Origin of the sequence: Streptococcus sp. HMSC073F11, from assembly GCF_001810785.1 — a bacterium.
In the GTDB taxonomy this organism is placed as follows: Bacteria; Bacillota; Bacilli; order Lactobacillales; family Streptococcaceae; genus Streptococcus.
In genome coordinates this window covers 1-244 of the sequence record NZ_KV802696.1, presented here as the reverse complement: position 1 = coordinate 244, position 244 = coordinate 1, and the positions used below count along the sequence as shown (strand labels likewise).

At 53.7% G+C, this 244-nt stretch carries 2 tRNA genes; both read left to right on the top strand.

The window, feature by feature from the left end:
- Positions 1-38 precede the first annotated feature (38 nt).
- Positions 39-112, top strand: a tRNA-Met gene (locus HMPREF2764_RS06750).
- 13 nt (positions 113-125) lie between these two features.
- Positions 126-199: transfer RNA gene (locus HMPREF2764_RS06745), tRNA-Ile, on the top strand.
- The last annotated feature ends 45 nt before the right edge of the window (positions 200-244 follow it).

Here is a 244-nt window from a genome sequence, read left to right as displayed (position 1 = left end):
AAGGTGTCGCAGGTTCGAATCCTGTCTTCCCGATATATGGCGGTGTAGCTCAGCTGGCTAGAGCGTCCGGTTCATACCCGGGAGGTCGGGGGTTCGATCCCCTTCGCCGCTATAATGATCTTGTTGGACCTTTAGCTCAGCTGGTTAGAGCTCTCGGCTCATAACCGAGTGGTCGTAGGTTCAAGTCCTACAAGGTCCATTTGAATAGTATGGAGGATTACCCAAGTCCGGCTGAAGGGAACGG